The 25027-nt window shown below is 63.0% G+C and carries 27 protein-coding genes; 6 read left to right on the top strand and 21 right to left on the bottom strand.

The features are described 5' to 3' along the window. Positions 1 to 72 precede the first annotated feature (72 nt). The 10 genes from ACFFP0_RS12570 to ACFFP0_RS12525 all read right to left on the bottom strand — a co-directional run bounded on the left by ACFFP0_RS12570 (position 73) and on the right by ACFFP0_RS12525 (position 9423). Complete coding sequence (locus tag ACFFP0_RS12570; RefSeq protein ID WP_377261003.1) at positions 73 to 996, bottom strand: methylenetetrahydrofolate reductase; 924 nt, start codon at positions 994 to 996, stop codon at positions 73 to 75. A gap of 90 nt (positions 997 to 1086) precedes the next feature. Further along, on the bottom strand, positions 1087 to 2499 hold the full coding sequence (gene ligM, locus ACFFP0_RS12565; protein ID WP_377261001.1) for a vanillate/3-O-methylgallate O-demethylase: 1413 nt from the start codon (positions 2497 to 2499) through the stop codon (positions 1087 to 1089). Positions 2500 to 2643: 144 nt separating this feature from the next. Next, positions 2644 to 3378 (bottom strand): GntR family transcriptional regulator, encoded by a 735-nt coding sequence (locus ACFFP0_RS12560; RefSeq protein ID WP_377260999.1) that lies wholly within the window; start codon positions 3376 to 3378, stop codon positions 2644 to 2646. A 191-nt stretch (positions 3379 to 3569) separates the two neighbouring features. After that, entirely contained in the window at positions 3570 to 4442 is an 873-nt protein-coding gene (locus tag ACFFP0_RS12555) for an NAD(P)-dependent oxidoreductase (RefSeq protein WP_377260997.1), read from the bottom strand. Positions 4443 to 4457: 15 nt separating this feature from the next. Continuing rightward, complete coding sequence (locus tag ACFFP0_RS12550) at positions 4458 to 5513, bottom strand: 4-oxalomesaconate tautomerase (RefSeq protein WP_377260995.1); 1056 nt, start codon at positions 5511 to 5513, stop codon at positions 4458 to 4460. Between the two features lie 95 nt (positions 5514 to 5608). Then, on the bottom strand, positions 5609 to 6280 hold the full coding sequence (locus tag ACFFP0_RS12545) for a 4-carboxy-4-hydroxy-2-oxoadipate aldolase/oxaloacetate decarboxylase (protein WP_377260993.1): 672 nt from the start codon (positions 6278 to 6280) through the stop codon (positions 5609 to 5611). After that, positions 6280 to 7008 carry a PIG-L deacetylase family protein gene (locus ACFFP0_RS12540; RefSeq protein WP_377260991.1) on the bottom strand — a complete coding sequence of 243 codons (729 nt, stop codon included), beginning with the start codon at positions 7006 to 7008 and terminating at the stop codon, positions 6280 to 6282. The genes ACFFP0_RS12545 and ACFFP0_RS12540 overlap by 1 nt, the downstream gene beginning before the upstream one ends. Positions 7009 to 7025: 17 nt before the next feature. Further along, positions 7026 to 7982: a VOC family protein gene (locus ACFFP0_RS12535; RefSeq protein ID WP_377260989.1), complete on the bottom strand. Its 957-nt coding sequence runs from the start codon at positions 7980 to 7982 to the stop codon at positions 7026 to 7028. 354 nt (positions 7983 to 8336) lie between these two features. After that, positions 8337 to 8990: a TerC family protein gene (locus ACFFP0_RS12530; protein WP_377260987.1), complete on the bottom strand. Its 654-nt coding sequence runs from the start codon at positions 8988 to 8990 to the stop codon at positions 8337 to 8339. 235 nt (positions 8991 to 9225) lie between these two features. Further along, positions 9226 to 9423 carry a hypothetical protein gene (locus tag ACFFP0_RS12525; RefSeq protein ID WP_377260984.1) on the bottom strand — a complete coding sequence of 66 codons (198 nt, stop codon included), beginning with the start codon at positions 9421 to 9423 and terminating at the stop codon, positions 9226 to 9228. Between ACFFP0_RS12525 and ACFFP0_RS12520 the strand changes: the two genes are divergently transcribed. Further along, positions 9422 to 10240, top strand: coding sequence for a sugar phosphate isomerase/epimerase family protein (locus tag ACFFP0_RS12520; protein ID WP_377260981.1), 819 nt, complete (start codon positions 9422 to 9424; stop codon positions 10238 to 10240). The genes ACFFP0_RS12525 and ACFFP0_RS12520 overlap by 2 nt on opposite strands. A 53-nt stretch (positions 10241 to 10293) precedes the next feature. Here the strand turns inward: ACFFP0_RS12520 and ACFFP0_RS12515 are convergent, their stop codons facing one another. Next, positions 10294 to 10980, bottom strand: coding sequence for a GntR family transcriptional regulator (locus tag ACFFP0_RS12515; RefSeq protein WP_377260978.1), 687 nt, complete (start codon positions 10978 to 10980; stop codon positions 10294 to 10296). 246 nt (positions 10981 to 11226) lie between these two features. On the opposite strand from ACFFP0_RS12515, the gene ACFFP0_RS12510 reads away from it, so the two are divergent. Next, on the top strand, positions 11227 to 12504 hold the full coding sequence (locus tag ACFFP0_RS12510) for a cysteine desulfurase-like protein (RefSeq protein WP_377260975.1): 1278 nt from the start codon (positions 11227 to 11229) through the stop codon (positions 12502 to 12504). A 30-nt stretch (positions 12505 to 12534) separates the two neighbouring features. Here ACFFP0_RS12510 and ACFFP0_RS12505 read toward each other — a convergent pair whose 3' ends face one another. The 3 genes from ACFFP0_RS12505 to ACFFP0_RS12495 are packed head-to-tail and all read right to left on the bottom strand — an operon-like array spanning position 12535 to position 14842. After that, positions 12535 to 13044: a flavin reductase gene (locus tag ACFFP0_RS12505; RefSeq protein ID WP_377260972.1), complete on the bottom strand. Its 510-nt coding sequence runs from the start codon at positions 13042 to 13044 to the stop codon at positions 12535 to 12537. After that, the gene (locus ACFFP0_RS12500) at positions 13041 to 14135 is read right to left on the bottom strand and encodes an LLM class flavin-dependent oxidoreductase (protein ID WP_377261283.1); all 1095 of its coding nucleotides are present in this window, start codon (positions 14133 to 14135) and stop codon (positions 13041 to 13043) included. The genes ACFFP0_RS12505 and ACFFP0_RS12500 overlap by 4 nt, the downstream gene beginning before the upstream one ends. After that, a complete protein-coding gene (locus ACFFP0_RS12495; protein WP_377260970.1) occupies positions 14135 to 14842 on the bottom strand; it encodes a GntR family transcriptional regulator in 708 nt (235 codons plus the stop codon). The genes ACFFP0_RS12500 and ACFFP0_RS12495 overlap by 1 nt, the downstream gene beginning before the upstream one ends. 247 nt (positions 14843 to 15089) lie before the next feature. Between ACFFP0_RS12495 and ACFFP0_RS12490 the strand changes: the two genes are divergently transcribed. The 3 genes from ACFFP0_RS12490 to ACFFP0_RS12480 are packed head-to-tail and all read left to right on the top strand — an operon-like array spanning position 15090 to position 17745. Continuing rightward, on the top strand, positions 15090 to 15845 hold the full coding sequence (locus ACFFP0_RS12490) for an HpcH/HpaI aldolase family protein (RefSeq protein WP_377260967.1): 756 nt from the start codon (positions 15090 to 15092) through the stop codon (positions 15843 to 15845). Positions 15846 to 15854: 9 nt separating this feature from the next. Further along, positions 15855 to 16814: a C-terminal binding protein gene (locus ACFFP0_RS12485; RefSeq protein ID WP_377260964.1), complete on the top strand. Its 960-nt coding sequence runs from the start codon at positions 15855 to 15857 to the stop codon at positions 16812 to 16814. 4 nt (positions 16815 to 16818) lie between these two features. Next, on the top strand, positions 16819 to 17745 hold the full coding sequence (locus tag ACFFP0_RS12480) for an NADP-dependent oxidoreductase (protein ID WP_377260961.1): 927 nt from the start codon (positions 16819 to 16821) through the stop codon (positions 17743 to 17745). Between the two features lie 9 nt (positions 17746 to 17754). Here the strand turns inward: ACFFP0_RS12480 and ACFFP0_RS12475 are convergent, their stop codons facing one another. Continuing rightward, positions 17755 to 18555, bottom strand: coding sequence for an aspartate/glutamate racemase family protein (locus ACFFP0_RS12475; protein ID WP_377260959.1), 801 nt, complete (start codon positions 18553 to 18555; stop codon positions 17755 to 17757). Between the two features lie 98 nt (positions 18556 to 18653). Between ACFFP0_RS12475 and ACFFP0_RS12470 the strand changes: the two genes are divergently transcribed. Beyond that, the gene (locus ACFFP0_RS12470) at positions 18654 to 19196 is read left to right on the top strand and encodes a winged helix DNA-binding protein (protein WP_377260957.1); all 543 of its coding nucleotides are present in this window, start codon (positions 18654 to 18656) and stop codon (positions 19194 to 19196) included. Here the strand turns inward: ACFFP0_RS12470 and ACFFP0_RS12465 are convergent. The 6 genes from ACFFP0_RS12465 to ACFFP0_RS12440 all read right to left on the bottom strand — a co-directional run bounded on the left by ACFFP0_RS12465 (position 19175) and on the right by ACFFP0_RS12440 (position 24930). After that, on the bottom strand, positions 19175 to 19966 hold the full coding sequence (locus ACFFP0_RS12465) for a cyclase family protein (RefSeq protein WP_377260955.1): 792 nt from the start codon (positions 19964 to 19966) through the stop codon (positions 19175 to 19177). The genes ACFFP0_RS12470 and ACFFP0_RS12465 overlap by 22 nt on opposite strands. Then, complete coding sequence (locus ACFFP0_RS12460; RefSeq protein WP_377260952.1) at positions 19963 to 21207, bottom strand: SDR family NAD(P)-dependent oxidoreductase; 1245 nt, start codon at positions 21205 to 21207, stop codon at positions 19963 to 19965. The genes ACFFP0_RS12465 and ACFFP0_RS12460 overlap by 4 nt, the downstream gene beginning before the upstream one ends. Continuing rightward, entirely contained in the window at positions 21204 to 22382 is a 1179-nt protein-coding gene (locus tag ACFFP0_RS12455; RefSeq protein WP_377260950.1) for a thiolase family protein, read from the bottom strand. The genes ACFFP0_RS12460 and ACFFP0_RS12455 overlap by 4 nt, the downstream gene beginning before the upstream one ends. Beyond that, positions 22382 to 22807 (bottom strand): organic hydroperoxide resistance protein, encoded by a 426-nt coding sequence (locus ACFFP0_RS12450; RefSeq protein WP_377260947.1) that lies wholly within the window; start codon positions 22805 to 22807, stop codon positions 22382 to 22384. Before ACFFP0_RS12450 ends, ACFFP0_RS12455 begins: the two co-directional genes overlap by 1 nt. Before the next feature lie 71 nt (positions 22808 to 22878). After that, the gene (locus tag ACFFP0_RS12445) at positions 22879 to 24492 is read right to left on the bottom strand and encodes an AMP-binding protein (protein ID WP_377260944.1); all 1614 of its coding nucleotides are present in this window, start codon (positions 24490 to 24492) and stop codon (positions 22879 to 22881) included. Positions 24493 to 24501: 9 nt separating this feature from the next. Then, entirely contained in the window at positions 24502 to 24930 is a 429-nt protein-coding gene (locus ACFFP0_RS12440) for a hypothetical protein (protein WP_377260942.1), read from the bottom strand. Positions 24931 to 25027 lie beyond the last annotated feature (97 nt).

The following is a 25027-nucleotide window of genomic DNA, read 5'->3' as shown; positions in this document are numbered from 1 at the left end:
GTCCTCCCCTGCCTCTTCTCCTCCCGGCAGCGGATGCAGGGCAAGTTGGAAACCCGCCCTGCCTCGAGAAAATCACGGTGCGACGTTACGCTCGCCGGTCTGCTGTTCGTTCATCCATTCCGCACTGGCACGGATGCCGCCGAGCGGAAAGACATGGATGCGCTCGATCAGGCTTTCCGGATGAGCGGCCTTGTATTCGGCCAGATTGGTCAGCATCTCATCCGGCTCGTAAGGCGCGAGCAGCTTGCTCAGGTCGAGCGCGCGTTTCTGCAGCACGCCGAGCGACGGCCCGACACCGCAGGCGATCGCAAACTTGATGAGCGTCTGCAGCTTGGTCGGACCGGCAATGCCGAGGTGGATCGGCAGCTTGATCCCGGCCGCCGCGATGCGCTCGGCCCAGGCGATGACCGGCCTGGCATCGAAGGCGAACTGGGTGACGATCGCCATTTCCGCGTCGGTCCGCTCGGAATAGGCCTGCTTGAATTTCAGCGCCTCGTCGACAAGCTTCGTGCCGCCGTCCTTGTCGATATCCTTGTTGCCTTCCGGATGGCCGGCGACATGCAGGCGCTTGAAGCCATACCGGTCGAAAAGGCCGGTCTCGATAAGCTGGATCGAGCTGTCGAAATCGCCTGCCGGGGTCGTGACGCCGCCTCCGAGCAGCAGCGCCTGTTCGACGCCCGCCTCGTTTCGATAGCGTTTGATCCAATCCTCGAGGATGGCGGCGCTGGGAATGATGCGCGACGGGAAATGCGGCATCACCGGAAAGCCGTCCGCGCTCAGGCGTTTCGCCGTCTGGACCATGTCCTCGATCGGCGTGCCGTCGATATGCGCGATATAGACCCGCGTGCCCTTCGGCAGCAGGGCCTTGAAATCTTCGATCTTTGCCGCCGTGCGCGGCATGACCTCGATGGAATACTCCTCGATGAGCTCCCTGAAGCTGGCCGGCTCCACGGACTTCTCTTCCTGCTTTCCCTTGAAAAGATTTAAAAGTGCCATCCTTGATCCTCCCCCGTCTGCTCCAAAATGAACGCCCGGCCGAAATGGACGGAGCGGCGTGCGAGAAGCTCGTTCTCGCACGCCATGCGGTTAGAGGGCCTTCTTTGTGCGCCAGCTTTCGGCGTAATTTTCGCGTGCTTCCTGGGCATACGGTACGGCAGCCACGCGGACGCGGATCTCAGCCTGGCCGTGGCCCTGCTCGACCGAGGTCTTGGACGTGCCACCATCCGGCTCGCCCCAGACGAGCGTCAGGATGTCGTTTTCCTTGATGTCGGCATCGACGACACCGAGCGACAGCATGGAACGCTCGTTGTAGCTGTAGCCGTTGAACATCGAGAGGCCGACGATCTTGCCGTCCTTCAGGACCTTGTCGAAGCTCGATGAGGCGTAGTTGGAAAGCGGGAAGTCGATCCACTTCTTGGCCTGTTCGCCCGGCTGGAAGGCCGAAGCGATGACCTTGACGACGTCATCCGAATTCCACTCGAAGGTGACCTTGCGGCGTTGCGGGGTCTGCTTCTGCTTTTCGACGGCGGCGCGGCCGACGAAGTCATGGTCGAACTTGACGTAGACGCCGTATCCCAGTTCGTAAGGGTTCAGGTAGTAGTCTTCAATGTTGTCGGAGACGTAGCTGCCGCCGATCGAGCCGCTGGCTTCATAGCTCTGGGCCGACAGCCAGTCGCGATACGCCTGCAATTCGTCGCCCGTGTAGATCGCCGGAAGCGGCGACGGAATCCAGCCGGATTCCAGCGTGTTGGTGGCGTATGCACGGCTGCCGACCGGACGCAGGTCAACGCCTGCTTCTTCGGCAGCCTTCAGGATAGCGGCGCGGACTTCGTCCTTCTCCGCATAGGGACCCCAGATTTCGAGACCCGGAGCGCCCGCCATGCCGTGACGCAGGGCCTGAACCTTGCGGCCGCCGACATTAATCCAGTCGACGTGGAAGAACTTGATGTCCGGGATCGGGCCGCCGTTCATCTTCTCGAAGACCTTCGGCGCATCCGGACCCTGGATCTGGAAACGGTAGTGGATGCGGGTGACGAGCTTGCCGTCCGGCCGCGAAGGCGAGCGCGGATCGTGGGTCAGCTTGACGTTATATTTGCCGAGAGAGGCGTTGTAGAGCAGCCAGTTGGCGGTCGGGGCGCGGCCGACGAGAACGAACTTCTCTTCCGTTTCGCGGAAGATGATCATGTCGCCGATGACATGGCCGGCCGGCGTGACCGGAACGTAGTGCTTGGCGCGATTGGTGTCGAAATTGGCAAAGCTGTTGATCGCCAGGCTTTCGAGGAACTTGGCCGCATCCGGGCCTTCGACGACCAGTTCGTCCATGTGATGCGACTGATCGAAGAGAACGGCGGTTTCGCGCCAGGCAGCCTGCTCAGAACGCCAGTTGGAGAACTCCGGAGCGACGACGGGGTATACATATATACCGGTCTTGGAGCTGCGCAGATGCTCGACGGTGTTGCCGGCATCCTTCAAAACTTGAGTAAGATTGGCTTGGGTCATGGAATTCCTCCCTAGGCTTGAAGTCTAATGTATACATGACGACATCAGGGCGCAAATGCAAGGGGGAATATTCGGCAGGCTGACGAAGGCCTTCGAATTGACGATTCGAAAGTCCCGGGTTAGCGGAAAGCAGGGCTGGCCTGATCAGGAATTGAGAAGGACGAGGCCCGGAACCGTCAGCATCAGCTCCGGGTCTTCGAAGACCGCATAGTCGAGATTCTTGCGGGCGATGCGCGCGTGCTCTCGCGCAATGAACTCCGCCCGCGACCCCTCCCGGCCGGCGATCGCCGCCACCAACGAACGATGCTGGTCCTGGGCGATGTGGAGGGACTGGCGGAAGGCCGCGACATGCGCCCGCCCGGACAGGAATGCCGACGGCGAGGCGAAGGGCAGGCGCGTGGCGCGCTCCACCTCGCGCTGGATGACCGTGCTTCCGGAAAGCTCGACCAGGGCGACGTGAAACCGGGCATTGGCTTCGGAATAGGCTTCCAGATCCACCTCATCCGCGCCTTCGCCGAAACAGTCTTCAAGCCGGGCGAGCAACTCCCGGAGATCGTCCAGTCCCGCCTGCGATACGCCGCGCTCAGCCGCCAGGCGGGCGGCCGTGCCTTCCAGCACGCCGCGCAACTCGATGGCGTCGACCACATCCGCATAGGTGAAGCTCCGCACCACGAACCCGCCGTTCGCCAGGCGGTCGAGAAGCCCCTCTTCGGCGAGGCGCGACATCACCTCACGCACCGGCGTGCGGGAAATCTGCAGCGTTTCGGCAAGCGGAACCTCGAAAAGCCGCGTGCCGCCGGGATAGTCGCCGCTCAGGATCTTCTTGCGCAGCTCCATCAGCGCGCGCATCGTATGGGTCGTTCTCGCGGTCTCTTCCAAATCAGCACCTTTGCCTGCAGCACGACCGGCGCAACCCCAGCCTGTCGATCCGGAAATCTTAGCCATATCCGACGAATTGGCCAAGCCCCATGTATACAGGCTGTCAAACTGGGGAAATCGCCGCATGGCCCACGCCTGCAGAACCGACAAGTATACAGGAAAACTCAAGCGAACGGAGGTCGCGGTCGTGCCTATCGCGATCCGCGGCGCGCAGCCAGCACGCGCGCGACGGTCTCCCGCAGGTCGCCGGAAGGTTTTGCACCGCTCGCCGCCATCGCATCCTGGATAACGGCCGTCTCGCGGGCGATTCCTCCGTTGAGCCCAAGCGCATCGAGCGTCGCGCCGCTTTCCCGCATTTCCGCGGCGCGGCGGCGGCCATGACGGGTCGTGCGTTCGAACTGGTAGTCGGGGAATTTCGACCAGTCCAGCCCGGGAAAGCTCTGGGACAACGAGGAGAGGATTTCCTCGAAACAACCGGATGCCTCGGCCGCAAGCAGCGCTTCCACGGTGATCGCCTCCAGCCCCTTGACGAAGACGGAGCGCACCATCTTGATGGCCGTTGCCGAACCGGGCGCCTCTCCCGCCACATTCACATCGAAACCGAAGCTGCGGAACCGTTCCAGAAGCGCTGCCGCGGTCCTGCCGGCGAGCAGTACCGGCGTGGCGTGCCCCTTCGGATGGACCGGCGCCATGACGGCCATGTCCAGATAATCGGCGCCCGCCTCCTCGATGAGGGCCGCGGTGTCGCGCTTGCGGCCGGGCGAGACCGAATTGATGTCGATGAACAGCGCGCCCTGGCCGAGATACGGGGCGAGTGACTGCGCGGCATTCAAACTCTGATCGGCGGTGACGGCGCTGAAGAGCCATTCCGCATCCGCCAGTTCCGCCGGCGACCCGGCAGGCTTCACGCCCCGGCCCGTCATGGCTTCCCGCATCCCGGCCGCGCTGTCGGCGCGACCGAGCAACAGGTCGTAGGCGCGGAACTCCCCGTCCTTGAGCTTTGGCGCGAGAGTATCGTGGAAGGCGCGCGCGGCTTCACCGAAACCCAGGAATGCGATTCTCATGTCCGTGCCTACCGATCAATCTGCGAAAACCACGCCGTCGAACAGCTTGCGCGCCGTGCGCAAGACCGCGGCCCGGTCCACCTCGCCGTTTTTCATTGTCGCAATCACGCTCATTTCGCCGGTCGGATGTTCAATGGACAGCAGTTTCTCGCCTCCCTCCGGGACGACCGCGAGTTCCGAAGCCGGACCTCCGGGCAGGAGGCAAGCCGTCGCGACACTGACGGCGCCGAGCACGCCGATCGCGTCGTGGCAGGAATGAGGGATGAAGGTGCGCGTCGAAATCGCACCGCCGGCCGTCGGCGCCGAAACCATGGTCATCTTCGGGACGGATTTCCTGGCAACATCACCCAGGTTCATCATCGGACCTGCCTTCAGCCGTATCGCCTCCAGCCTCAAGCGCAATTCCTGGTTCGCTTCGAGACCCTTGGGGCTCTCCATGCCCGTGATGCCCAGCACATCGGCACGCATCACGACGCATGGCATGCCGTTGTCGATCAGCGTGCAGGCGACGCCCTCGATCTCGTCGACTACGTTTCCGGTCGGCAACAACGCACCGCAGGATGAACCCGCCGTTTCGGCGAAAACGATCGGCACCGGCGCGGACGTGCCCGGCACGCCGTCGATGCGGGCGCTGCCCTTGTAGGTCACCTTGCCACCCGGCGTCTCGACCGTGGCGATCGCGATCTGCCCGGTATTCTCCATGAAGATCGAAACCTCGGTCTTCTCGCCTTTCGCCGCCACCAGCCCGCGCTCTATGGCGAAAGGCCCGATGCCGGCAAGAATATTGCCGCAGTTCTGCGCATCGGTGACGATCGGCTGGTCGACGAAGACCTGCAGGAAGAGATAGTCGACATCGACGCCTTCCCGCTCGGACTTCCTGACCACCGCAACCTTCGAGGTCAGCGGATGAGCGCCGCCCATTCCGTCGATCTGGCGGGCATCGGGCGATCCCATGACGCGCAGGAGAAAGCCGTCGCGATCGGCAGGCAGGTCACCGGCAAGAAAAAATCCGCCCTTGGACGTGCCGCCGCGCATCCACATGCACCGGACGCCGGTTTCGATGTCAGTCATTTCCAACCTCCCTCTTCTCCCCTTTTTTGGGAAAAGGAGAAACAGCCTTCCCGCCTCGGGTATTCGCAAAGCCGGAGCCTCCTGCCGGCTCCCGCTCAGATGTATTTCAAACCCTTTTCGGCGAGCCGGCCGCGCATGTCGTAGATGTCGAGACCGAGTTCGCCGGCGGCAAGCCGCTTGCGTTTGCCGTCCTCGGCAGCGACCCGGGCTTCCGCCTTCTTCGCGACCGCTTCCGCTTCCTCGCGCAGCACGACGCACACACCGTCGTCATCGGCAACGATGACATCGCCCGGGCGGACATGGGCACCGGCGCAGACCACGGGCACATTGACGGAGCCAAGCGTCTCCTTGACCGTCCCCTGTGCGAAGACCGCCTTCGACCAGACCGGGAATTTCATCTCGGTCAGGTCGGCCACGTCGCGGACGCCGGCGTCGATGATCAGGCCCCTGCAGCCCCGCGCCAGCGCCGAGGTGGCGAGAAGGTCGCCGAAATAGCCATCCTCGCAGGGGCTGGTCGGAGCGAGCAGCAGGATATCGCCGGGCTTGATCTGCTCGATCGCCACATGCAGCATCCAGTTGTCGCCCGGAGGCGCGGAGATGGTGACGGCGCTCGCCGCAAGGCGCGCACCCGGATAGATCGGCCGCATGTAGCTCGCAAGCAGGCCCTTGCGGCTCTGAGCCTCATGCACGGTCGCCACGCCGCAGGCCGCCAGCCGGTCGATGACCGATTGCTCCGCCCGTTCGATATTCTGGACGACGACGGACATCACAGCTCATCCACCGTGCGCGGGAAGACCGATTGGAAGCCCTCCGCATGCGTTGCCTTGCGCCCGCCGGACTGCCCGCCGGAATTGCGCATGAAGTGGTTGCCGCGGTTCTCCGCGACATTCTTGTAATAGTGCCAGAGGTGCTCCTGGCCTTCCATGCATTGGATGGCGGCCCACTTCTTTTCCCAGACGGGCGAGATGTCGAGGAAGACGTCCGGCTTCCATTCCATCTGTTCGGTCTGGTGGGGTTCGAAGAGGTAGAGCTGCGGCGCGCCGAGAACCTTTTCGCCGGGATTGTGGCCCCAGGCCTGGGCGATCATGCGGGCATCCAGCGCCACCTGGGTCGCATACATGTGGTCGGTATTGTAAGGGTCCCATCTCGAATGGGAGAGCATGAATTCCGGCTGCACCTTGCGGATCACATCCACCAGTCTGAACTTCGCTTCCTGGTCTACGATCAGCGGATAGTCGCCGAGGTCGAGGAACTGGATGTCCGTGACGTCGAGCGCCCTGGCTGCGTTTTCCGCTTCCTTGCGGCGTTCGGCCTTTACCTTTTCGAGGGTCATGCCGGGGTTCTTCCAGAGCTTGGCGCTCTCGCCGCGTTCGCCATAGGACAGGCAGACGACGGTGACTTCGTAGCCCTTCTCTTCGTGGAGGGCGATCGCGCCGCCGCAACGCCAAACGAAATCGGCCGAATGGGCGCTGATGACCAATGCTGTCTTTGCCATGGGATGCCTCTTGACTTTTACTTGTGGGCGACCGGCGGCGTGCCGTGCGTGTGGAAGGTCTCGATCGTCTTCATGCCCCAGGCCTGCCCCTTCTTGCGATCGGTCTCCGTCCAGACCACGGGCTTCCAGTCGGGGCGCAGGATGAGCCTCGCACCGGCATTGGCAAGTTCGACGCGATTGCCGGCGGGCTCCCAGACATAGAGGAAGAACGTGCCCTGGATGGCGTGCTTGTGCGGACCGGATTCGATATGCACGCCGTTCTCCAGGAAGATGTCCGCGGCCCGCAGGATGTCTTCGCGCTGGTCGCATGCATAGGTGACGTGGTGGAAGCGGCCATGCGAGCCGGTATGGTCCTCGGAGCAGGCAAGATCGTAAGTCTTGTTGTTGATCGTGAACCAGCAGCCGCCGAGCCGCCCGTTGTCGAGCTGGATCATCTCGGTCACGCGGCTGCCAAGGGCCCTGGTCATGAAGTCGCGTATCAGGCTGACATCGGCCGCAAGCAGGTTGACGTGGTCGAGGCGACGCGGGCACGCGCCGCGGCCGTGGTAACGCTGGGCGATGTTCTTCAAAGCCGGCTCTTCCTCCGGCGGCGCGACATATTCCCTGGTGTCCCAATAAAGCTCGAACAGGTGGCCGTCCGGGCTTTTGAACTGATAGGCGCGGCCATGGCCGAGGTCGCCGTCGATCCAGCCGACGCCGCAGCCCATGTCCTCGATCGCCTTGACCCGGCGTTCCAATGCCTCCGGCGAGGACGTGCGATAGGCGATATGGCCGACACCAGTCGTATCGTGCCTTGTGAGCTTCAGCGTGTGGAACTCGTAGTCATCGAACGCCCGCAGATAGACGCTGTTGCCGTCCCTGCCGCTCTCGGTGAGCCCGTAGACCCGGACGAAGAAATCGAGCGTCTCCTCGAAGCGGTCGGAATAGAGTTCCACATGCCCCAGATGGGCAACGTCATAGCAGGGTTCGGTCATAGGCTCTTTCCAGATGATCGGCTCGCGAGCGCCCGGTGGACAAGCGCGTCTCCTCCAAAACAGAACCGCGTTCTCCACCCTCAACACGGCCGATGCGTGGGCGCCCCAGCTAGGAAAGAAGACATAGAAGCAGATCGGCAGCCTGACGAATAGGTTCTGCTGCCATGGCATAAGTTTTGGTTGAGATCGGCAAAGCGGCCCGGGAAGGCGAATCTGGCAAATATCTGGTGCGATTTTCGATTTTGAAATTCGCCCTGCGCCGGCTGCGAAAATGACGCGAACGTCTGACGGCCTGGAACGTGCGGCGCGAAAGGAAGAACGGCGCGACGGAAAACCGCCGCGCCGCCGGAACCGTTACATGCCGAGATAAGGCAGGACCTCATTGGTGCCGCGCCAGATCATTTCGAGCGCGACATAGAGAATGACGGCAAGCCCCACATAGGCGATCCAGCGATGCTTGTTCAGCAGGCGCGCGATGAAGCTTGCGGCAATACCCATCAGGGCGATGGAAAGAACGAGGCCGAAGATCAGCACCTCGGGATGCTCGTGGGCAGCGCCGGCAACCGCAAGCACGTTATCCAGGGACATCGAAACGTCGGCGATGATGATCTGCCAGGCGGCCTGGGCAAAGGTCTTTCGCGGCGCCCCGCCGGCAATCGTGCCGTCATTGTTGAGATCGGCATTTTCCAGCGCTTCAGCCGCCTCTTCCTCATGCTGATGGGGCATGCGCAGCTCGCGCCACATCTTCCAGCAGACCCACAGCAGCAGGACGCCGCCGGCGAGCAGCAGCCCGACGATCTGCAGGAGCTGCGTCGTGGCGAGCGCGAAACCGATACGCAGCACCGTCGCGGCGATGATGCCGACCAGAATTGCCTTGGCTCGCTGCTCCTTCGGCAAGCCGGCGGCCGCAAGGCCGATGACGATCGCGTTATCGCCGGCCAGGACAAGGTCGATCATGATAACTTGCAGGAGAGCGGTCAGCGCCTCCGCAGTGAAGAATTCCATCATTTGGCACCCAATCTCTTAAAGCACGGGGATGCCTCATGTCGCGAAGGCAGTTCGACGGGTATGCACGGCCGACGTTCCTGTCTGCCGTAGACCCACCGCCATTTTCGTCGGATGACCTCCGCAAACACCAGGCACCTTGGTTGGACTATTCCAGTCCGACATCACAGCTCACAGATGAGCTGCCAGAGGGGCCCGGTCCTGGTGGCGTGAGATTTAGCGACATGCCCGCAGAAACTCAAGTAGCGAGTTTATGAGCCATGTTCCGGCTTGCGATATTTCCCTCTGCTTCATCGAGTTTCGATGCGGTTTTCGCAGCTTCCGTTACAAATGTAATACTGCAGACACAGAATTCTGCCATGCAGGTCCGCATCCGGACATTCTCCGGCCTCTCTCCTTTTTCCGACATTCCTCTTGCTTTGATGGAGTTTTCCATGTCCTCTCTTCCCGTGGTCGGCGCCGCCATGACGCTCGATGAACTCGAAGTCCACCGCAACTGGCTCTTCGACAAGCAGCGCGATCTCGAACTCCAGGATTTCACCACGGCCGAGGTCCTGAACGGTCACTGGGAAGCGCTTGCCGAGCGCGCCAGGAGACTGCTCGATGGTCACGGCGGCCGCCTCGGCATCCACGGTCCGTTCTGGGGCTTCACGCTCGCATCCCAAGATCCGGATATCCGCGCCGTCGTCGCTAGACGCCTGAAACAGGGCCTCGATGTATGCGCCGCCATCGGGGCCACCCAGATGGTCGCCCACAGCCCCTATTCCACCTGGTCCTACAACAATCTCGACAACAACAAGGGTGAGCGCGAACGCGTGGTCGAGCATGTGCATCTGACCATGCGCGACGCCGTCAAGCAGGCGGAAGATATCGGCGCCGTCATCGTTCTCGAAAATATCGAGGACATCGACCAGCATGCCCGTATCGCCCTCGCCGACAGCTTCAAGTCGCCGGCCGTGGCCGTCTCGATCGATACCGGCCATGCGCAATATGCCCACGGCTCCACCGGCGCGCCGCCGGTCGACTATTACGTGAAGGCCGCCGGCAACCGCCTGCAGCACGTCCATCTGCAAGATGCCGACGGTTATGCCGACCGCCATTGGGCGCTTGGGGAGGGTAATATCCCGTGGCGCTCCGTCTTCGCCGCCCTTGCCGACCTGACCAGCAATCCCCGCCTGATCGTCGAGATCAAGGACAAGTCGAAGATTCCGGCTTCGGTCGAATATCTCGCTTCGCAGGGTCTCGCCCAGTAAGCGGTCCGCAAGACTTGATCCCGGCGCTTGCCGGGATCACCTCCTTGTCGCGCCTACTCCGGGCACATGTCCCTCAACAGGACCTGCGTGGAAAGAATGTCCCCCACCAGCATTTCCCGGGCGAGCGCCCCGTTCCGCTCGCGTAGCGCCGCGACGATCTGGAAATGATGGGATGAGAAGGGATGGACAATTCCCTTGTCGAACTCCCCTTCCACATAACTGCTCAGCATCCGCATATAGGGGCCGAGACGCAGCCACAGCATCTCGATATGCTGCGGCAGCACTTCCGATCCGGACATCTCATAGATGCCGAAGTGGAAAGCCTGGTTCTTGCGCAGCATGCCGTAGACGTCGCCAGCCTTCCCGGTCTCCTCGTGTTCCCTGGCAAGCGCTTCCAGCCGGCCGATATCCTCATCGGTCATATGCGCTGCGGCAAGCTCCGTCGCGAGCCCTTCGAGGGCGATGCGGGCCTGGCAAAGATCGTCGAGCCGCTTGCGCGAGACGGCCGGCACCCGCGCCGACCCGTTGTGCCCGATCTCCAGGCCGTTCTCCGCGGCAAGCCGCCGGAGCGCTTCGCGAACGGGCATGTGGCTCGTGCCGAACTCCATCGCCAGCGATGAAATGGTGATCGCCTGCGAGGGGGCGAACGAACCCCACATCAACGCCCGCCGCAACTGTTCGTAGACCGTGTCCTGAACCGTCACCCGCGACGTCACCTTCGAAAGTCCGGTATCCGCCATTCTTGCCTCTGCCATCCGTGTGCTCACAACCAGGCCTCGCATAAGAGGCCTCATTCTTCAAGTCTCGTCGCCTGCCCGCGCCCGCCCTTCCTCGGAAAGCGATTCTCCCTTGATCAAATCGGATCGGCACAATAGAACATCCACAACTTTGATCAAATGCTCATTTGGCGACAGGGCAGAGAATCAGGACAGACAAGGGAAGCTTTGCCGCCGCTGCCCTCCATATCCGGCATCTGGGAGAAATTCATGAATACGCATGTTCCTTCAGGCGACGACTTAGCCAGGGCTTTTCCGGTCGAGGAAATCCGCGCCAGGTTTCCGGCGCTGCAAAAATACAAGGATTTCATCTTTTTCGAAAATGCCGGGGGCTCCCAGGTTCCCCAGACCGTGGTCGATGCGGTCGCAAGCCATCTCGTGGATCGCAATGTGCAGCGCATGGCGCCGTATCTGCACAGCCAGGGCGTCGACCGCACCATCGCCGAGGCCCGCGTCAGCGTCGGCCATCTGGTGAATGCGTATCGCCCCGAGGAAATTTCCTTCGGCCTCAACGCCACATCCTTCATCCGCCTCGTCAGCCTCGGCATCGCGAAGATGCTGCAGAAGCGCAACGAGATCATCGTCACCGACATGGATCACGACGCGGACATCGCGACCTGGACAGCGCTGGAGGCAGACGGCGCCAGGATCGTCTGGTGGAAGATGCGCGACGACGGCACGCTCCATGCCGAAGACCTGAAGCCGCTCCTCAACGACAGGACCCGGCTCGTCGCCTGCACCGTCACGGCCCATTCGATCGGGACCATTGTGGATGTCGCAACCGTCGGCAGGCTCGCCCATGCGGCCGGCGCCGAAGTGTTCCTCGATTGCGTCCATTACGGTCCCCATGGCCTGATCGACGTGCAGGCCTGGGACTGCGATTACCTGGTCTGCTCCGGTTACAAGAATTTCTCGCCGCACATGGGGTTTCTCTGGGGCCGCTACGACGCGCTGGTCAGGCTGCCCACTTTCAAGGAGGACTTCATCCCGGACGTCCCGCCCTACAAGATCGAGGTCGGCACCTTCACCTACGAGAACGTCGCCGGCATGGATGCCGCCGTGCGGTATATTGAAGAACTCGGCCGCGGGTTCCTTGGAACAGGCGAACATTCCCGCCGCGACACGATCGTCGCCGCCATGGCCGCGATCCGCGCCTACGAACAGACGCTTTCGAAAAAAATGCTCTCCGTGCTGAAGAAGCATGGCGCGATCGTTTACGGCATTTCCGACGAGGCCCAGGTGGAAAGACGCGTGCCGACCATCTGCTTCAACATTCCGGGCCTGACGCCGCAACATATCGCCATCGAACTCGGCAAGGCGAATATCGGCAGCCGGGACGGCCACATGTTCGCGCCGCGCCTGATGAAGCGCCTTGGCCTTGCCATGGAAAACGGCTGCATGCGCGTTTCCATGGTGCATTACAACAAGGCCGCGGAGATCGATCGTTTCGACAAGGTGCTCGGCGGGATCATCGCCGGGGCAAAATAGGGCCGAAGCCCGGCGAAAGCGCTGGGCCTCTCATTTGATGTGGTGGTAGCGCCGGCGGAAATAGACGAGCGCCTCCTCGTCGTCCGCGCCGTGGGCAATGCCGATGACGCGGCAGAAGAGGACGTGATGCGTGCCGCTTTCGACCGCGTTCTGCAGCTCGCAGTCGAAGGATACGATCGCGTCCAGGAGGCGCGGCGAACCCGTGGCGCTCACGATCCAGTCCCCAACGGCAAACCGGTCCTCCTGCGGCGTGGAGCCGCCGAAAAGGCTTGACATCGCCTCGTGGCCCGCGGCGAGCGTGTTGACGCACAGCACCCGGTTTCTTTCGAACATGCCCGCAACCGAACTCGACCGGTTGAGGCAGACAAGCAATGTGGGCGGCCGGTCGGTCACGCTGCAGACGGCAGACGCCGTGAAGCCTGCCAGCCCCCCCGGCCCCTCGGTCGTGACGATGTTCACCGCCGCCGCCAGCCGCGACATGCCCTCTCGAAAGGCAAGCCGCGTCGCATCGACCTCATCTTGAATGGAATTGACCGTCATTCGATCCTGAGCCCCGCTTGTCTGAGCAACGGCAATACTCGATCACAGAAGAAGGGGAGTTCATAGCTGTAATTGACGAAAGACATGGCAATGCCGGAGTAGCCCTGTTTGGAAATCGCCACCATATCCTCGACGATCCTCTCCGGCGTGCCGATCAAGGGATAGCCACCCGCACCGCCCGCAAAACGTTTGCGGTAGCGGTCGTAGGACTCCCTGTCGTGCGACTGGGAGAACTCCTTCTTGCCCGCCATATGGGCGTCGACGGCCTCGTGATCGGCAAGCGTCACGGCGTAACGCTCGTAGTAGTCCTCCGCCTCCTGCTGGCTTTCGCGACACACGACGTGGCAGACCGTATAGGCGCCGACGTCCCGCCCGAGCTTGTCGGCCCGGCCCCGGATGTCCTCCACATGCTTTCCGGCCTCGGAGATCTCCGTAAAGGTGGTGAACAGATAGTCGCAATTCCTCGCCGCGAAATCCCGGCCCGGCCCGCCGAAGGCGGCATTCATGGTGACCGGCCGCGGCGATTGAAGGCTGGCCGGACGGCTGACGGCATCCTTCAGCCTGTAATAGGTCCCGTCGTAGTCGAACGGCGCGTCGGAAACATAGGCGCGCTCCACGATCTCCAGCCATTCATCCGCCTGGTCGTAACCCTTCTCGACGAGCGGCACGCCGAACATGCCGAATTCCTTCGGATTCCAGCCACATACGATGTTGAGGCCCGCGCGGCCGCTGCTGATGTGATCGACCGTCGCCAGTGCCTTTGCCGCGTAGAGCGGGTGCACGAGCGGCACATGCACGGTCATGAAGAGCCCGATCCGCTCGGTGACGGACGCAAGCCCGGCCGCCCAGGTGAAGGTCTCGAACGACCATTCCCGCACCCTGTTCTTTCCCCCGAACCCTTTCCAGCGGGCGATCGGCAGGAAGAAATCGAGCCCGCCGCGATCGGCGATCTGCACGGCGTTGAGATTGTCCTCCCAGCGGGCCTGCCAGCGCTCCGGCACGTCGGTGATGGCAAGCCCGCCATCCGCATTGGCCGAAAAGACGCCGAGTTTTAGCTTGCTGGGGCCTTTCAATGGATGTTGCTTGACGATCATGCTGTTCCTCTACTGGCCTTTTTTCTGCGGGCGGAGCGAACCGTCTCCGCCTCTTTGATCTGGCGCCGGCGAACGGAGAGATAGGCCTCCTCCGCCGCGAACATGAAAAGGGTCATGCGGTCCTGAACCATGAGCGGGTCATGCGCGAGGAACGCCGCATGGATGTGCGAAAGACCGTCGATATACCGCTCGGCGGTCGAGGGATCGGCGAACGTGCCCAGCCGGACCGACTGGAAGTAATCCATGAAGCGGGAGATCGTCGCCGCCATGTGCGGATTGCGGACGGCCTTCAGCCAGGCATTGCGGAAATCGACATTGGCGGCCAACAGTGCCGGAATATCGCTTTCCCCGAGCGCGCGCTCGACCTGCTTCATCGCCGCGGTGATCTCCTCCTCGATCCCGGGCGTCATGTCGCGCGCCGCACTCGCGGCCGCCCGGGGTTCGAGCTGCCTCCGCACCTCGAACAGGCCGGAAATATCCTCCGGCGACAGTTCCCTGACGGCAAAGCCGCGTGTGGTTCCGACAAGGTAACCCTCGGCCACCAGCCGGAGCAAAGCCTCACGCGCCGGCATGCGGGAAATGCCGCGCGTCGCCGCGATTTCCGTATCCACCAGCCGCTCCGATGGAGAAATCGCGCTCCGCTGCAGCTTCAACCGCAGGTCGGAATAGATGGCATCCACCAGATTGTCGGTCGGCTTCGTCATGGGAAACTCCTGCACGATCAGTATACCGTTTATTTCAAGTTTCAAGCTATTTTTGCGAACTTGATGTTATTCCGAGAATTTTTCGGCAATTTCCGTATACGGATCGAGCGGGAAATCGGGATGGTTTCGTATCCATCGTTCCCGCTATTCGGCTTGCAAGTCCAGAAATTTTAGGCTTAAACTTTATCCCGACTGCGAGACGCTCCGTTTCGCCAACCCGCCAAGGGACCATTTCCAGAGGATCGACATGAACGAATTCCGCAAGAAGTGCATCAGCCATGAACGGGTGATCGGCACCTTCGCCGCCATCCCCCATCCCGTCGCGATCGAAGTGACGGCCGCAACCGGCCTGGACTTCCTCTGCATCGACGCGGAGCATTCGCAGATCGACCGCGAACTCGTGGAAAACCTTGTGCGCGCCTCCGATGCGCACCGGGTGCCCGCCATGGTGCGTGTGCCGAGCCATGCGCTGGAATGGATCGCCTCGGCGCTGGATGCCGGCGCCGCAGGCGTATTGGTGCCACGCGTCTCGACTGCCGCCCAGGCGAAGGCTGCGGTCATGGCGACCCGCTATCCGCCGGTCGGCGAACGCGGCGTCGGCCCCGGACGCGCCTCGGCATACGGCTATCGCATTCCCGATTATCTGAAGGCGGCCAACGAAAGCCTTGTCCTGTCCATCCAGATCGAAACCGCCGAAGGCTTCGCCAATGTCGAGGAGATCGTCGCCGTCGAAGGCGTCGACGTGATCTTCATCGGTCCGGGCGACCTTTCCGTTTCGATCGACGCCATGGGCCCGGCCGGCGCGGAAAAGCTCAATGCGGCGATCACCACCATCACCAATGCCGCCCGCAAGGCTGGCAAGGCGGTCGGCATTTTCCGCCCCTCGGCCGAGGACGTCGGCAGATGGGCTGAAGCCGGCATCACCTTCTTCATGCTGGCGAGCGACACGATGTTCCTCGGCGCAAGCCTTGCAGCCGGCGCCGCCGCCGCGCGCAACGCCTGAGGCGACGCCATGAAGATCGTCAAGACGGACGGCATGCTCGTCGTGGAGCCGGAACAGCTCGCCTATCTGGAGGGGCTCGGCGCCGATTTCGTTGAAAAGACGCTGCTCACGGAAGATGCTCTCATCGCCGAGGCGAAGGATGCCGACGCGCTGATGGTGCTGCGTGAGCCGATCACCGCCCGCGTTCTCTCCGAACTCAGGAACCTCAAGGTCATCGGCCGCTTCGGCGTCGGCCTCGACACCATCGATGTCGAGGCCGCCACCAGGGCCGGGGTCCAGGTCACCTATGTCCCCGACTCCAATATCGATGAAGTCAGCACCCACGCGCTGGCCCTGATCCTGTCGCTCGCCCGCAAGCTCAAGGCGTATGACGGCGCCGTTCGAAAGGGCCGGTGGCTCTCCCTGGAAGACGGTGCCGGCATCACCAGGCCGAGCAGGCAGATACTCGGCCTTGTCGGTTTCGGCCAGATCGGCCGCCTGACCGCCGGCAAGGCGAAGGCGTTCGGTTACGAGATCATCGCCTACGATCCTTATATGCAGCCCGAGAGAATCTCGGCCGCCGGCGCCAGGCCGGTTTCTCTCGACGAGCTCCTTGCGCAGGCGGATTTCGTCTCGCTGCATATTCCGGCGGCGCCGGAGACGCACAACATTCTTTCGGCCGATGCGTTCGGAAAGATGAAGAAGGGCGCTTTCGTCATAAACGTCTCCCGCGGCGGCCTTGTCGACGAAGCCGCGCTCGCCGAGGCGATCCGGAACGGCCACATCGCCGGCGCCGGCATCGACACGTTCGAGAAAGAGCCGCCCGGTCCCGACAATCCGCTGCTGGCGCTCGATCAGGTGATCGTTTCGCCCCATGCGGCGCATTATTCGGCACAAAGCTATGCCGAGGTCCGCAGCAAGGTTTTTGCGGATGTGGCAGCCGTGCTGAAGGGCGAGAAACCGAAATACCCGGTCAATTTCAAGGATTAGGATCGTGAAGGCTATCCAGTACGAAGAACACGGGACAGCCGACGTGATGCGTTACGTCGATCTTCCCGATCCGGTTGCCGGTCCCGGCCAGATCCTGGTCAAGGTCGAAGCCGCCAGCGTCACGCCGTTCGACTGGAAGCTCCGCGCCGGCCATCTCAGGAACCACTTCACCCTGCCCATGCCCAGCGTTCCAGGCCGCGACGCCGGCGGGATAGTGGTCGCCGTCGGCGAAGGCGCGGGCGAATTCAGGACCGGCGACCGTGTGGCGGTCATGGCCGGCGTCTTCGCTCAGGGCGGTTATGCGGAAATGATCGCCGTCGATGAAAAACATGCCGTCCGAATACCGGATAGCCTTTCGACCGTGGAAGCCGTCGCGCTTGCCAATGCCGGCCTGAGCGCATGGATCGCCGTTCTCGCCGCCGAGGTCAAATCCGGTGACCGGGTTCTGGTCCATGCCGGCGCGGGCGCGGTCGGTGGCCTGCTCGTGCAGCTCTGCCACCATCTCGGGGCAGAGGTGACCGCCACCTGCCGCTCGACGAACCGGGATTATGTGCTTGGTCTGGGGGCCGATCGCGTCATCCCCTATGACCGGGAGGATTTTTCCGAGGCCCTCAAGGATCAGGACGTCGTCTTCGACCTGATGGGAGGAAAGGTCCACGACAGGTCCTACCGGGTCCTGAAAAAGGGAGGCCGTCTCGTCTGGCTGGTGGCCGATCCGATCGATGATCGCGGCGCCGAATTCGGCGTGACGGTGACCCGCGCCATGGTCGCCGACGACAAGTCCGCCCTGCAGGCGATGATGGACCTTGCGGGCGCCGGCCTGATCAGGCCGCAGGTCGCCGGCACCATGCCGCTGTCGGAAGCGGCGGAAGCTCACCGGCTGATGGAAAAGGGCGCCATCTCACGCGGGCGCCTGATGCTCGTCATGTGAGCTTCCTCCTCACGCCGGGAAAAGCGGCGCCTGCCGGCCCTTCGCCACGAAACCGCGAAAATCCTCTATAGCCCCTTCGTTGGCGAGGGCGCAGAAAGGCCCGCGGCTGACCTCTATGCCGTTGATCTTCTGCAGCCGCACATCCATCTCGGCGCTCTTCAATGCCACCGCCGCCGTGTTGACGACGGGAGCATGCAGCACCTTGAAGCCATATTCGCCGCCGACGAGAAGCCCGGGCAGCACGCCCGCCGGCACGACGACATCCGCCCCGTCCCGCACCAGCGGCTCGGCACAGGCGATGAAGTTCGCAAGCATCCGACTGCGCGCCGCGTCGTCCCCGGCAAAGGCGGCGCTGAAATCGGACGGCTCGCAATTCAGGCCCGCGACATGCTTCACCCGGCTGCCAAGGCCGTAGAGATCCGCTTGTTCGTAGTGCCAGACCTGAAAGACATCGTCGAGCGTGACGAGCGCCATGCACCGGCCGAGCCGCGCGGCATAGTGCATGCAGACCTCGCCCGCGCCGATCACCGGAATGGTGAGCGCCGATTTCAGCTCATAGAGGCCGGGGTCCTGGAAATGGCCGATCACGACGGCGTCGTAACCACGGCTTGCCGCTTCCAGCCCGTTATCGATGGCGATCGCCGCACAACGGAATTCCGCCAGCCGCCCGAAATGCCGGTCCGGCGGACTGATGCCGAAGACGTCCACCGTCGTGCCGGGCTCGGCAATGCCATTGAGGTAGTCCGAAAGCCGCTCCATATAGGCGGCGCTCGCGGTGGCATCGATGAAGCTTTGCCAGAAAATGCGCATTGTTCCCTCTTTTTGTTGGCTTTTTGGCGCGAATTTGCTCTCGTCAAAACATGGATTTAAGTCTTTACTCCCGGCTCGGAAACACGCTGGAGAATCGCATGACCACGCCGATCACGTCCGAAAACCCGCTGGGCGGTCCGACCGTCGAAATGTCGGAAGCCGCGCTGACGGAATTCGAATGGTCGCTGTGGCGGATTTCGGCAGCCTTCCTGCGCTGGCAGTCGGAATGTTCGAGCGAGCTTGCCGGCGCAGGCCTGAGCGGCCTCGATACCGCCGTCCTGCACACGATCCGCTACCGCGGCAAGCCCAAGGGACTTGGAGAAATCTCGCGCCTGCTCGGCCGCGACGATACCGCCAACATACAATACGCGATCAAGAAGCTGCAGACGCTGCAGCTCATCGAGCGCGTGAAAGGCCGCTCGCGCAAGGACACGCTCTATACGCCGACCCGCAAGGGGACCAAGCTCACCCAGGATTACCGGGGGCTGCGCCGGCATCTTCTGGTCTCGCTGATCCAGAAGATGGACCATGCGGAAAAAGGGCTTGGCAGCGCGACGGAGATGCTGGAACTGCTGACAAGCTTCTACGACACCGCCGCCCGGCGCGTGGCGAGCGGGTCTCATCCTGTGGACCGCTCCTGAACGAGCGCCAGCACGCGCAGCGGACTGCCCGAACCGTTCTGGATCTTGAGCGGCGCGGAAACGACCACCGCGCCCGTCGGCGGCAATTGGTCGAGATTGGCAAGGCATTGCAATCCGTAGCGCCCCGCGCCGTGCAGGTAGTGATGTGCCGGATAGGGCGGCGAAAAATGCCCCGCCTGTCCGGCATCCGTACCGATCGTTTCCGTGCCGAAGCCGATGACGTCCCGCTCCTGCACGAGAAACCGCATGACATCCGCATCCGGACCGGGCGTATGTGCGCCATCGGCCGAGAGGTTGGCATAAGCGGCAGCCGATCTCTTCGACCAGTCGGTGCGCAGCAGCACCCAGGATCGCGCCGGAATGCGCCCGTAAGTCTCCTCCCAGGCCGTCACATCGGCGACGGTGAGCAGGAAATCCGCATCCTTTGCGGACTGCGCGGAACAATCGATCACGCAGGCGGGCGCGATCATATCGGCCGGCGGCAGCGTATCGACGGAGTTCAGCGGCAGGTCACGGCCCGTGTACCAGTGGACCGGTGCATCGAAATGCGTTCCCGTATGCTCGCCGAAAGAGAGGTTATTCCAGTACCAGGCGGGTCCCGACGCATCGTATCGGGAAATCCGCTCCATGCGGAACGGCGCCGACTGGCCGAGTTCCGGCGGCATGACGATGACCGGGAAATCGGGCGACAGCGTGTGGGTCAGATCCACGACACGAATCTTTCCGCCTGTCAGCGCCGCCGCGAAAAGTTCCAGAATATCCCCGCTCATTGGCCCGCCTCCCGTTCCACCGCTTTCGGATTGTCGAAAAGCCGCGCCTCGATGTCCTTGGCGACATCACCCACGTAAATGTCTTCCAGGCCGCGCTTCAGCCCGTCGACGATGGCATCCGCCAGGGCCTTCGGCGCCACCTTGGGCGGCGGCACGGTCTGGAACCATTCCGTGTCGAGCGGCCCGGCAAAGGCATTGATCACCCGCACGCCGCCGTGACGAAGCTCGCTGCGCAGCCATTGCGACAGCGACAGGCAGGCCGCATGCGCCGCCGAATGCACGCCGAATTGCGGCACGCCGCCGAGACCGTGCACGGAAAGCACGTTCACCCAGGCCGCAGCCCCGGTCGCGCCATCGGCCCCCCGCGACCGCATGACCGGACCGAAGGCTTGCGCAAGCCGCATCAGCCCCATGACCGTATGATCCATGGCCTCGCGGGCCATGTTGGCGGCGGCGGCATCGAAAAGATGCGCCGGCCGTACGTGATCGGCAGTGTTGATCAGGATCTCCACCTTGGCGCCGATGTCCATGGCCAGTTCCCGGACGGAACGCTCGCTCGTCAGATCGAGATCGAGGAGTTCGACGCCCTCGATCGCCTCCAACATCTTTCGCTCTTCGAAAGGCTTCCAGCCATCGGCGACACCGACAAAGATCTTCGCAGCTCCCGCCTTCTTCAATGCCTGGACCAGCGCCACGGTCACCGGACTGCGGCCGTCGGTGACCAGCACCCGACGGTATTTCGGATCGGCGGTCAGTTCCCGCCACTGAACGTCGTCTTCCATATTGGGCGTCTCCCAGATAGGTTTGGCGAAGAACACGGCCTGGCCGCTCCTGTCGAGCTGCAGCGACATGGCGGTTTCCGCGCCCGGGCCACCGCAATCGCCATGCAGGTGCGCCACGACGATCGGACCGCATGCGAGCTGGACCAACCCTGTTCGCCAGGGCATGTGATCACGAAAATAGGGATCGCTCGTGACCTCCACGCGGGTTTCCGAAAGCAGGATGCCGCCACCCGGCGCATCCTTGAACGACAGGTCGGCGGAAAGGCAGTTGGGGCAGGCCTCCCGCACCGGATAGGTATATTTCCCGCATTCGCCGCAGCATTGCAGCATGAACCGCCCGGTCGCCGCGGCAAGCGTCAGGCCATGCGCCCTGCGGCTGCGCGCAGAAGGCGGCAGAAGCGGCTGCAGGGTACGCGCGAGCGGATTCTTGCGCCTGGGTTCGGCCAGCGGTTCGGTCATGACGCCCTCGCAAAGATCGCCGCGGCGGAGGCAAGTCCGCGGTCGTAGTTGATCATTCCGAATCCGGAAACCAGGCCGAGCCTGGCATCCTCGACCTGCGTGCCGCCCGCAACGCCCAGAAGCTGGCGCATCGCTTCGGTGATGCCGAGATGTCCGCCGGCCGCCCCCGCCTGCCCGACCGAAAGCTGGCCGCCGGATGTGTTGTGCGGGAAGGTGCCGTCGATGGTGAAGCTATGCCGCCGCACGAAATCCGGTCCTTCGCCCTTGCCGCAGAAACCCAGATCCTCGAACTGCATCATCGAGATCACCGGATAGTCGTCGTAAGTCTCGACGAAATCCATGTCGTCCGGGCCGACACCGGCCATGCCGTAGAGTTCGTCGCGATCGACGGCCCAGCCGCCGCGCACCTGCACCGGATCATTCGGAAAGGCATTGTGCCGCTCGATCGCCGAAAGCAAGCGCACGAAGGGCAGGCCGAGCGAAACGGCAGTCTCCTCCCGCAGGATGAGAAACGCCTCCGCCCCGGCGCAGGGCATGACGCAGTCGAACAGATGCAGAGGTTCCGCGATAGGCCGCGCCGACATGTATTGCTCCAGCGTCAGCGGCTTCTTCATCAGCGCATGCGGATTTCTCAGCGCGTTGTCGCGCTGCGCAACGCAGAGCTTGCCGAAATCCTCACGGTTCGCGCCGTAACGGTCCATGTAGTGGCGGGCGATCAGCGCAAAGCTCCCGTTCGCGCCTCCCGCACCGTAGGGATAGACAGCCTCCTGGGAGAAGCGGGAGAACCCGGCCAGCAGATTGCGGAAACTGTCCACCCGGTTGGTATCGGCCGCCACGCAGGCGACGATGTCCGCATCGCCCGCCTGCACCGCCCGCGCCGCGCGGCGCAACGAAACGATGCCCGCGGCGCCGCCCATCGGCACATGGTCGATCCATCGCGGCGACAGCCCGAAATGTTGCGTCAGGGCGATCGCCGTATCCGGTCCCATCGTAAAACTCGCGGTCGAAAATCCGTCGAAATCCCGATGGCCGACGCCCGCCCCTTCAGCCAGGGCACGCAATGCTCTACCCATCCACCAATGCGCGCCTTCCGTCGAATAGCGCTGGTAGGGCACCGTCACCGGCACCGCCAGAACCACGCCATCATAGGATTGCCGCGAACGCGAAAAAACCATCACGCAACCGTCAGCTTGACGTCGACATTGCCGCGCGTGGCATTGGAGTAAGGGCAACGCTCATGCGCGCCGGCGACGATCTGCTCCGCCACCGCCCGCTCGATGCCCGGCAGGGAGGCGACGAGTTCGACCGCCAGCGCATAACCCACCGGCACCGGGCCGATGCCCACCCTGGCGGTGATCGAGGTGTCGGCCGGCAGCGCCACCTTGCTGGTGCGGGCGACCAGTTTCACCGCGCCCAGGAAGCAGGCGGCATAACCGGCCGCGAAAAGCTGCTCGGGATTGGTGCCTTCCCCGCCCGGGCCACCAAGCCCCCTGGGAACGGATAGATTGACCGAAAAGCTGCCGTCGACGCTTTCGGCCTTGCCTTCGCGCCCGCCATGGGCCGTGACGGCAGTTTCGTAGAGGATCTTTTCCGGGGTCATGCTGGCCTCCATACAATGATTTTAGCTGTGAATTCTTATATAGCAGATCATGTCGAAACGCGAAAGCGACATCATCCGGTCTTGCGGATCGACGCCTTCAATTGCCGCAGATCGATCGCCGAACGGTCTGCAACGGCTTTCGCCGCCATTGCCTTGATCTCTCCGCGCTGCAGTTTCTGGGTCGAACTGACCGGCAGTTTATCGATGAACACGACGTAGCCGGGCAGCTTGTGATAGGCGATATGAACGCTCGCGGCCTCGATGATCCGTTTTGCGCGCTCCGCGGGCTCTGCCCGCTCCGCCGCCTCGCTTTCCACGATGAAGGCGAAGACTTCCTCGCCACGCAGATCGTCCGGCACCGGCGTCACGGCGGACGCTTTCACGCCCGCATCCTTGGCAAGCGCGGCTTCGACTTCCAGAACGGCGATGTTTTCGCCGCTGCGGCGGACGATGCTCTTCTTGCGGTCGAAGAAATAGAGAAGTCCTTTCTCGTCGGCATAGACCACGTCACCGGTATGGAACCAGCCGCCCTCCCACGCCTCCTCGGTCGCCTTCTCGTCCTTCAGGTAGCCGCTGAAGAAACCGGCGCGCGGATTCGGTCCCTTGGCGCGCACGAGCAACTCGCCGGGCCTGCCGGTCTCGACCTCGTTTCCGGCATCGTCAACGATGCGGAAATCCATGCCGGCGCGCGGACGGCCGATGCAGCGCAGGCCCGGCGTATAATCGTCCGCCGCGGTGGAGGTTACCGCCCGGCCGCCGGTCTCGGTCATCGCCCAAGCCTCGACGATCGGGATGCGATAGCGCCCCTCGAATTCGATCTTGTGGCGCGCATCCACGCCCGGTCCGAGGGCAAACCTCACCCGATGCGCCCGTTCCGCCTCGGCCACCGGAAGCTGGAGCAGGATTGCCGGGATGACGCCGAGGCAATGGATGATCGTCGCACCGGAATCGGCGATCGAAGCCCACCATGTACTGGCATGGAAACGGTCGAGGGGAACGATCGCCCCTCCCTTCATCATCATGCCAACCGCCGTGCAGCCAAGCGCATTCATGTGGAACATCGGCAGCGGCGTCAGCGCCACTTCGGAACCGTCCTCCATGTCCGCAACGCCGCCCTGGGTCGTGTACCATTCGGCGACGGTGATGAAGTAACCGTTTGAAAGAATGCATCCTTTCGGCTTGCCGGTGCTGCCGGACGTAAACAGCAGTGCACATTCCTGGTCCGGGCCGCCAGGCCCCGCCTCGCGCAACTCGGGCGAAGCGGGAATATCGCCGCCGACGGCGATGACCGTCACGACTCCGGGCCTGATATCCCGCAATTCCTCCAGCCTCTCGGCGACCACCACCATCAACGGCACCTCGGCCATGTCGAGTTGGAAGAGAAGCTCATCGTGGCGCAGATCCGGATTGATCGGCACGATCGAAACGCCGATCGCGTTCAGCGCCAGCCAGTAGTCGAAGAATTCCGGCCGGTTTTCGAGCAGCAGCGCCACCCGCGATCCGGCACCGTATCCCGCCGCCGCGAACCTCCGCTTCAGAAGACCGACGCGCGCGAAAACCTCGCCATACGAGTGACGGAAGCCGCCCGGCGCATAGGGCAGCCTGGCGCTCTCCGGCGCGATCAGCATGAGAGCATCGGGGTGCTTCAACGCCTGGTGTTCGAAGAGAAGATAGGGAGACTGCATCGCTTTATCCTATGCCCGCTCCAGCAGGCCCTTTATGAGGAACATCTCGGCCTCGTGGATCGTGCCGAACTGGGTCCATTCCGCATCCGCCTGCGTGGCGAGCCGCCAGGTGATCAGCGTCACGACGCATTTGTCCGGCCCCATGCGGAGGACCTCACCCGGAATGACGCGGGACATGTTGCGGAACTGCATGGCGTCCCTGGTGGCGCCAACCTCGTAATCGACCTGAAAGCGGGCGCGATCGACATGGAGACGCACGAAGGCCTGCTTGCCGGTGAAGGTGGAAGTTCCGCAGAAGAGGCCGGGCCCCACCTCCGTCCGATTGAGGCTGCCCCATGCCCACTGGCCCTGCTTCAGCCCGTCCGACATGATCTCGAAAGCCAGCTCGGCAGATCGCTCCACCATGATGCTGCTGGAATGACAATGCGGGTCAATCATAGGCGCCTTCTCTCCCTGTACTCATCGGGCGTCGCCCTAAAAGGCATTTTAAGCATAAAATAATAGGAAAGCGCGTCAACGGATTTTTGCTGATGCC

Source organism: Neorhizobium puerariae (assembly GCF_042429745.1).
Taxonomy (GTDB): Bacteria; Pseudomonadota; Alphaproteobacteria; order Rhizobiales; family Rhizobiaceae; genus Neorhizobium; species Neorhizobium puerariae.
Note: the sequence above shows the minus strand (reverse complement) of the source record. Positions and strands in the feature narration are given on the sequence as shown.